This window comes from Paraburkholderia sacchari, assembly GCF_000785435.2.
Taxonomy (GTDB): domain Bacteria; phylum Pseudomonadota; class Gammaproteobacteria; order Burkholderiales; family Burkholderiaceae; genus Paraburkholderia; species Paraburkholderia sacchari.
In genome coordinates this window covers 169,343-177,108 of record NZ_JTDB02000012.1, presented here as the reverse complement: position 1 = coordinate 177,108, position 7,766 = coordinate 169,343, and the positions used below count along the sequence as shown (strand labels likewise).

Genomic DNA, 7,766 nt, shown 5'->3' with positions numbered 1-7,766 from the left:
GACTTCTTCTCCTCGTGGAAGGTGCTGCTCTGGCGGGTGTCCTGCGTCGTGGTCACGCTCAGGTTGTTCGCCGCCGCGAGGTTCACGTCATTCGTGGCCGCCACCGTCGAGCCGCTGATCGTCATGTCGTGCCCGGCCGCGCCGTTCACGGAATCGCCGGCCAGCGTCGAGCCGATCGTGACGACCTGATGCGATTCCGCTGCGTCCGTGGTCTGCGTCCTGGAGAGGAAGCCGGAGGAATCGTGATGCGACCAGGACTGCGCATCGTGCGTTTCCGTGACGCCGCCGATGTTGACGTCGCCGGCTGCGGCAATAGTCGTTGCGCCGGTTGCCGCCGTGACGCTGGAGCCCATGATGTTCAGGTCGCCGCTGCCGCCCTGGCCGGCGGCGAGCGTCGTGTTGCCGCCCGCGCTGACGCTGCTGCCCTGCACCCGCTCGTCGTAGCTCGAACGCTTCGACTGCGCGATGCTGCCGCCCATCGACTGGCCGCTGTATGAGGCGGTGTCCTTCGCCGCCGTCACCGTCAGGTTTGCGCCTGCGCCCATTGCCACGTCGCCGCCTGCGGCGACGCTCGAACCCGTGAGCGTCGTATCGCGTCCCGAGAGGGTCGTCACGTTGCCCGCGCCGGTGATGGCGCTGCCGGCTTCATGGGTCGCCACGACGTGCCTGCCGTTCAGGCCGTCCGTCGTTCCGGCGTCGTGCGTCGCCGTGAGTGTGACCGTCCCCGCGTCGATGTCGCGGCCTGCTGCGACGGTCGTGTCGCCGCCCGAGGCGATGGCCGAGCCCGCCAGCTTCACGTCGCGCGCGGCGACGGCGCTCACGCTGTTCGAGCCCGATATCGCCGCCACCGACTGAACCGCCATGCCGCTCGCACTCGAATGGAATCCCGGCACGTCGGCACTCACGGACGCCATTGCGGTGGTGCTCACGTTGTTGATGTCGCGGCCTGCTGCAACGATGGTATCCACGCCGCCGATGCGCCCGCCGATATTGTTCACGTCCTGCACGGCCGAAACCGTGGTCGTGCCGCCGCTACCGATCACACCCCGGTTCGTGACCGTGTTGCCGATGACGGTGGTGGCCACGTCGCCCACGACGTGCCCGCTGTTGCTGAACTCGCCCGTTGCGTTCTGGATGACCTGGTTGCCCGCCACCAGCGCGCCGCTGGACTTCAGGTCGACGGTGTTCGACTGCGCGAGATAAAGCTTCGGCACCAGCACGTCCTGTTGCGAGCCGTCGGGCAGCGTCACGCTCTGGCTGACGAGCCAGACCATGTCGGTCGTCAGTTGCGCCATCTGCGCGCTGCTCAGGCCCACACCGGGCGCAAGACCGAAATCCTTCGCATATTTCACGCCGTTGTTCATCAGCGCAGTGTACTCGGCGAGGTTGTCGGCATAGCCCGCGAGCATCGCGCGGCCAGTGAGTTGCGTGACCTGGTTGCGGATGAGCATGGTCTCGTAGTAGCCGTCGCCCAGGCGTTTCGCGGTTCGTTGCGGATCGAGCCCGAGCTGATCGAGCATGTAGTCGCTGGAGATGAACTTCGTGTAACTCGTGAAGCGCGGGTTGGTCTCGATCAGGTAGCCGGCATCCGGCGCGCTCTGGTAGGTGTAGAGGCCATTTACCGGCAGCTTCAGGTCGGGGATGCCGCCGCTGGCCGTGCCGAGTGTCTGCGGCTTCGAGGTCTGATCGTCGGTCGCATTCACCGTCGGTGTTTGGCTGTCCTGACCGCTCACGCCTGCGACCGACGTCGCACTGCCGCCCTGGCCGGTCACGCCCGCCACCGATGTCGTGCTGCCGTTGGTCGTGACGCTGCCGAGCTGCGTGCCCGTGGCGTCCCCGCCCGCGACACCCGAGCCGGTGACGGTCTCGCCGTGCCGGTCCACCGAGTTGATGGTGATGATCTGCGCGTCGGTCTGCACGGTCCGGTTGGAGGTGGCAATCGCGGGCAGTGCATCCACCGTCGTCGGCGCGAGGGGGATGGCGGCTTGCGATATCGTCTGGGTTTTCGAGTCGCCACCGCTTTTCTGGTGCCAGAAGTACGTTCCTTCGACGATCTGCGTGCCGGTCTGCTGGAGCACCGTGCCGGTGTCGTTCACGCTGCCGCCCATGGCGCGGCGCACGAGATCGCCGCCCGCGGCCATGGTGGACGATTCGTTGTTGATCGAACCGCCGTCCGAATTGATGCTGATGGTGCCTTGGGCGATGATTTGCGCCGCGGTGCCCGCGCTCACGATCCGGTCGGTCTGCGTGGTGGTGGTCGTAGTGATGATGACCGGAACGTAGTCGTGATTGTCCCCATTGGCTTCGTAGCGGATCATGTCCACGGCCTGATCGGGGCGGATCTGGGTCTTCGCGTCCCAGTCCGGCCAGAACGCGATCGTTACCGTGCCGTCCGCGTTCTGCGTCAGGCTCTGGTAGTACTGCGTCGGGTTGCTGGTGATAGTGCGCTCGCTCCACACGCCATTCGGCCCGTTCGAGTCCATGTACCGGTCGGTCAGCGGCGCGGTCAGCGAGAACGACTGCGTCGAGGTGTCGATGTCCGTGACCTGCGAGGCGGGGAGCGTTACCGTGACAGGCCGCGCAAGTTTCTGGAGCACTTCCGTGCCGATAGCGCCAGGATTCCATCGCCATTGCGGGTAGCTGAGGCTCTGGTAGGTGGAAAACACCCAGGACGACAAGTCGCTGCCCAGACCCGCCGTCCACAGCGTGAGCGAACTCGATGAACTCTCGGGCGTTCCAGCCTCGGTCTGCGCGCCCGTCCTGATGTTGTCGACCGTGTGCGCCGCGATATCGATGTCGCCTTCGGCCTCGATGTCGGCTGCGCGGTTGGTGAGCGTGCCGGTCTGATTGGCGAGCATGCCCGATGCGTCGCGGGCGCCGTCTCTGGCGATTTCCAGATTGCCCGCGCTGTAAATGAGCGCGCCATCCGCATTCGTGACGGAGTCCGAAGCATGAATGCTGACTTGCTGCGCGCCCGCGATCACGGCTGCCGCACCGGCGTTCGTCACGTCGTTTGCGTCGATCACGACCGTGTTGCCGATGATGCCGCCCGTGTTCTCCAGCGTCGCGCTGCGCGTCTTGACCGCATCGCCTTCGATCAGACCCGCGTTCGTGATGGTGTCCGAGGCCGTCACGGTGGTTGCCGACGAATTCATGTCCGCGCCGGCCACGTTCACGACGTTCGTGCCGCTTGCGTTTAGCGCGCCGCCTGCCGCGAGTTCGCCCGTGTTGGTGAGCGTGCCTCCTGCATGAATCGACATATCGCCATCGGCGTTCAGGCGGTTGGCCGCGCCGGTCGTGTAGTCGCCGGCGATGTCGAGCGAGAGGTTGCGGCTGGCGGTCATTTCGCCGTCGCCGCTAATTGCGCCGCTTGCGGCGATGTCGCGATTCGCGCGCACGCTGCCGTTCTGGTTCGAGAACGAGGCGACATTCGCCGATACGTCGAGGCCGCCGAGTATCGCGCCGCCATCGTTGATGACGGCGGTGGTGGCCTGGCCCACGTTCAGCCCTTTGCCGCCGTACACTGTGCCGCCTCCGTTCCGGATAGTCCCCGCGATGGCGAGATTGCCTGCGCCGCCCGCGACGACCTGACCGCCGCTGCCGTTGTCGAGTGTCTGGCCGTTCAGCGTCAGATCGCCGTTGCCGCCCAGCGTGCCGGCCGTGTTGTCGATCTCTGACGCACTGGCGGTCGTTGCGCCGTCGCCGGCGTTCGTGAGTGCGCCGCTCGCGTTGTCGATCGCGCTGGCGGCGATGTTCATCGTGCCATGCGCGCCTCGGTTCAGCAGGGCGCCGCCAGCTTCGAGCGCGAGATCTCCCCCGGACTGTGCTGAGCCTTCGGTGTTGTCGAAATTGCCGCTGGTGCTGGCGGACAGATGGTCCTGGCCGTACATGAGGCCGTTGCGGTTGACGATGCCGTTCGTTGCGGCGATCCGCGCGGCGCGCTGTGCGCTCACGTTGCCGTTCGTGTTGTCGAGGCTCGCGGACTGCGTCGCGACCGAGCCGTTCGAGGCGATCTGGCCGCTGATGTTCGAGAGCGCACCCGTTGCCGTAACGTCGAGCGTGCCAGTGCCCGCGTGCGTCATGGACCCGCCGTCGTTGTTGATTTGCGCGGCCCTGACCGAGAGGTCGCTGGCGTTCGTGGCGATCCTTCCGCCGTTCGAGTTGTCGAGCGTGCCGCCTGCCGTGATGGTTTGCACGCCCGTACCCGATTGGGCAATGGTGCCGTTTTCGTTCACCAGGTCGCCGGGTGTCGAGACGGAGACGGCCGTACCCTCGATGTCGCCGTTCGTATTGTCGATGGACGAACCCGAAACTGTGGTCGTTGCGCCAATGAGCGCGCCGCCGCGGTTGTCGAGCACGCCGGCCGCCTTCGCGTAGAGGCCGTTGACCGCGCCTATCGTGCCGTTTTTGTTCACGACCGCTTGCCCTGCAACGCTTGCGTCGTGCTTCGCCGTAATCGCGCCATCGCTGTTGTCGACGGTCGATCCCGCGACCGACACCGAACCGTTCGTACCGATTTCGCCACCCGCGTTCGATACGTTGCCTGTGGCCGTTACGTCGAGCTTGCCGCTTCCGGCGTGCAATATCTTGCCGCCATCGTTGTAAATAGTTGCGCCCGCAACCGCAAGACTTTGTGCGTTCGACGCTATCCTTCCGCCGTTAGAATTGTCGAGCTTTCCGCCTGCCGTGACGGACTGCGCGCCCGCACCCGACTGGACGATCTTGCCGCCCTGGTTCACGAGATCGCCGGGCGTCGAGACCATGACCGAGTCGCCTTCGATATCGCCGCTCGAGTTGTCGACCGATGCGGCGGATACGGCCGTGGTCGTCGCGGTGATCGAGCCGCCGCGATTGTCGAGCGTGCCGGAAGCGGTGGCCGCGAGCGCGTGGCCGGCGGCCATCTTGCCGCTCTCGTTGATGAGCGCTTGCGCCTGGGCGTTCAGGTGTTGCTGCGCGGTTATGGTTCCGCGCCTGTTGTCCACCATCGAACCCATGATGCTGGCCGAGCCATTCGACGCAATCTGGCCGTTCACGTTCGACACCTCGCCAGGGGCCTTCACGTCCAGCTTGCCGTTACCGGCGTGCAGTACCTTGCCTTCATCGTTGTTAATCGTTGCGCCAGCAACCATGAGGTCTTGTGCATTCGACGCGATCTGCCCGCCGTTCGAATTGTCTAGCTTTCCGCCAGCCGTGATGGACTGCGCACCCGCGCCCGACTGGACGATCTTGCCGCCCTGGTTCACGAGATCGCCGGACGTCGAAACCGCGACCGAGCCGCCTTCGATATCGCCGTTCGAATTGTCGACTGACGCGCCGGATACGGCCGTGGTCGTCGCTGTGATCGAGCCGCCGCGATTGTCGAGCGTTCCGTAAGCGGTGGCGGCGAGCGCCTGGCCCGCGGCCATCGTGCCGCTTTCGTTGATGACCGTTTGCGCCTGCGCGTTCAGGTGTTGCTGCGCGGTCGCGATCCCGCGCGTGTTGTCCACCGTCGAGCCCGTGATGCTGGCCGAACCGTTCGTGACCATTCTGCCCGAGATGTTCGAGATTCTATTCGTACCACTGACGTTAAGCCTGCCGGCACCCGCATGCTGGATGGTGCCGCTATCGTTCGTGATGCTCGCACCGTGGACAGTCAGGTCCGCCGCGTTGCTTGCGATGGTGCCGCCCGTGTTGTCGATCCGGCCGCCGGCGGAAAGGGTTTGCGCGGCCGTTCCCGATTGCGAGATCGAGCCGTCGGCATTGATCAGATCACTGGTTGCCGAGAGGGCGAGCGTGTCGCCGTTGATGTTGCCCCTGGTGTTGTCGATGGATGCGCCGGAAACGGTCGCCGCTGCGCCCGAGAACGTACCGCCTGCATTGGAGAGCGCCCCTGTTGCGCTTACGCTCAACGCGCCGCCAGCGGTCGTCGCACCATGGTTGACGAGGTCCCATGCCGAAAGCGTGGCGTGGCCGAGCGCGGAGATCTGGCCCAGGTTCGTGAGCCGGTAAGCGTTTGCCAGAACATTGCCGTTGCCACCGATCACGCCACCGGGGCCGTTCAGGAGCGTACTCGCCACGCCGAGGTTCAATCCGTTGCCGTTGAGCGACAGGATATGGCCTGTGGAATTGTCCAGAGAGCCCGCGAACACGCTTTGCGGACCTGCCGACTGCATCGTGCCGCCCTGATTGTTCAGCGTGCCGCCGACATTCGTATTGAGTGCGCCGCCCGAAACGACCTGACCGTCGCGGTTCGACATTGCCCCTGCATCGAGCGTTTGCGTGCTGCCGGAAGAGATTGCCGCATGATCGGTCGTGAGCGTGCCTGCCGCAGTGGCCGCAAGCGTGCTGCCCGCTTTGACGGTCGCGCCCGAAAGGTACGCGTCGCCCGCGCCCGCGCTCAGCGCCATGCTGCTCGTGGCCGACGTGTTGCTGCCCGCGAGATTCAGGCCGTTGCCGGAAAAAGCGGCGTTGCCGCCCGAGAGGTTGTGGCCCGTCGCCGTGAGCGCGCCCGACGACGTGACGCTCAGGCTTGCCGCCTGGGTCACGACGCCATCGCCGTTCACGCCCGCGCCAATCGTCCCGCTCGACGCAACGCTGCCCGCGTTGACGGAAACGTTCTGCTGTGCGGCCAGCGTACCGCTATTCGTGAACGCGCCTGCTGTGCTCGCGCTCAAACCCTGCTGCGCGTAAGTCGTGCCGCTGTTATCGATGCCATCGCGCGCGCTTGCGCCGATGTTGCCGCTCGCGCTGGTTTGGCCCGCCAGCACGAGCTTGCCCGCCGAGGTCAGCACCAGATCGCCCGCCTGCGCCGCGAGCACGCCCCGGGTCGACACCCCCACGCCCAGCTCCGTGCCCACCAGCACGATGCGGTTCGCGTACATGCCGCCGAGATGGCTCACGTCGATGGAAACCCCCTGCGCGGGGCCATCGCCCGCAATCGGCGTGGCCGCGAGCGTATCGTGATCGACGCGGTTCGCGCCCGTCACGACATTCAGATTCTTCGCGTAGATAGCGGCATTGGCCTGCACCGCACGCGACAGCAAATCGACCTGATCGACATTCGACGCATTCAGCCCCGCGCCGCTGACCGTGATGTTGCCGCCGGTGACATTAAATCCGGAGAGCGAACCATCGGCCGCATAGTTCGGCGTACCGGTAGTGAGAACGGCGCGCGACGTGTTGATGAACCCGCCGCCGTTCACGGCTATGCCAGAAGGGTTCGCGATAACCACTTCGGCCCGGTTCCCCGCCACCTCGAGATGCCCGTTCAGCTGCGAAGGCCCCGCGCCATTCACCTGATTGACGATGATCCGTGCGGCCTGGCCCGGCGCGAAATTCGGGTTGCCGTTGATCATGCCCGCCTGCTGCGTCTGCACCATGGTGGGCGAGTTGTTGAGGATCGCGCCGCGCTGCTGCACGTCGAAGCGGTTGTACGTGTTGACCGACACGCCCGCGCCCGAAGGCCGGTTGATGTTCACCTGATCCAGGCCGTTCTGGGTCTGGATCACGCCCGGTGCGTTCGCGCCGCCCGGCGCGATCTGCGCTTGCGCACCCAATGCGAAACCCGCCAGCACCAAGGCGGTTGCAATCGATGCCTCGCCGCTGCCCCGTTTTCCCGCTGCGGTGGCCGTTTCCTCGACAGCCACGAGCATATTGCGCACGCGCGAAAACACCAGCCTGTAACTCAGGTTCATCCCGTCACCCCGTAGATTTTTCGAAATCCTTACAGGGGTGGCATCTCAATAAACGTCAAATTGCCTGTTTCAATGAACTTTCGGATTTATCCT

Annotated in this window: 1 protein-coding gene; it reads right to left on the bottom strand. The window is 65.5% G+C overall.

Annotation, left to right across the window (positions count from 1 at the left end):
* The coding region (locus tag NH14_RS29530) for a beta strand repeat-containing protein (RefSeq protein WP_168727167.1) at window positions 1-7,673 on the bottom strand (7,673 nt) is incomplete at its 3' end.
* Between the last annotated feature and the right edge of the window lie 93 nt (window positions 7,674-7,766).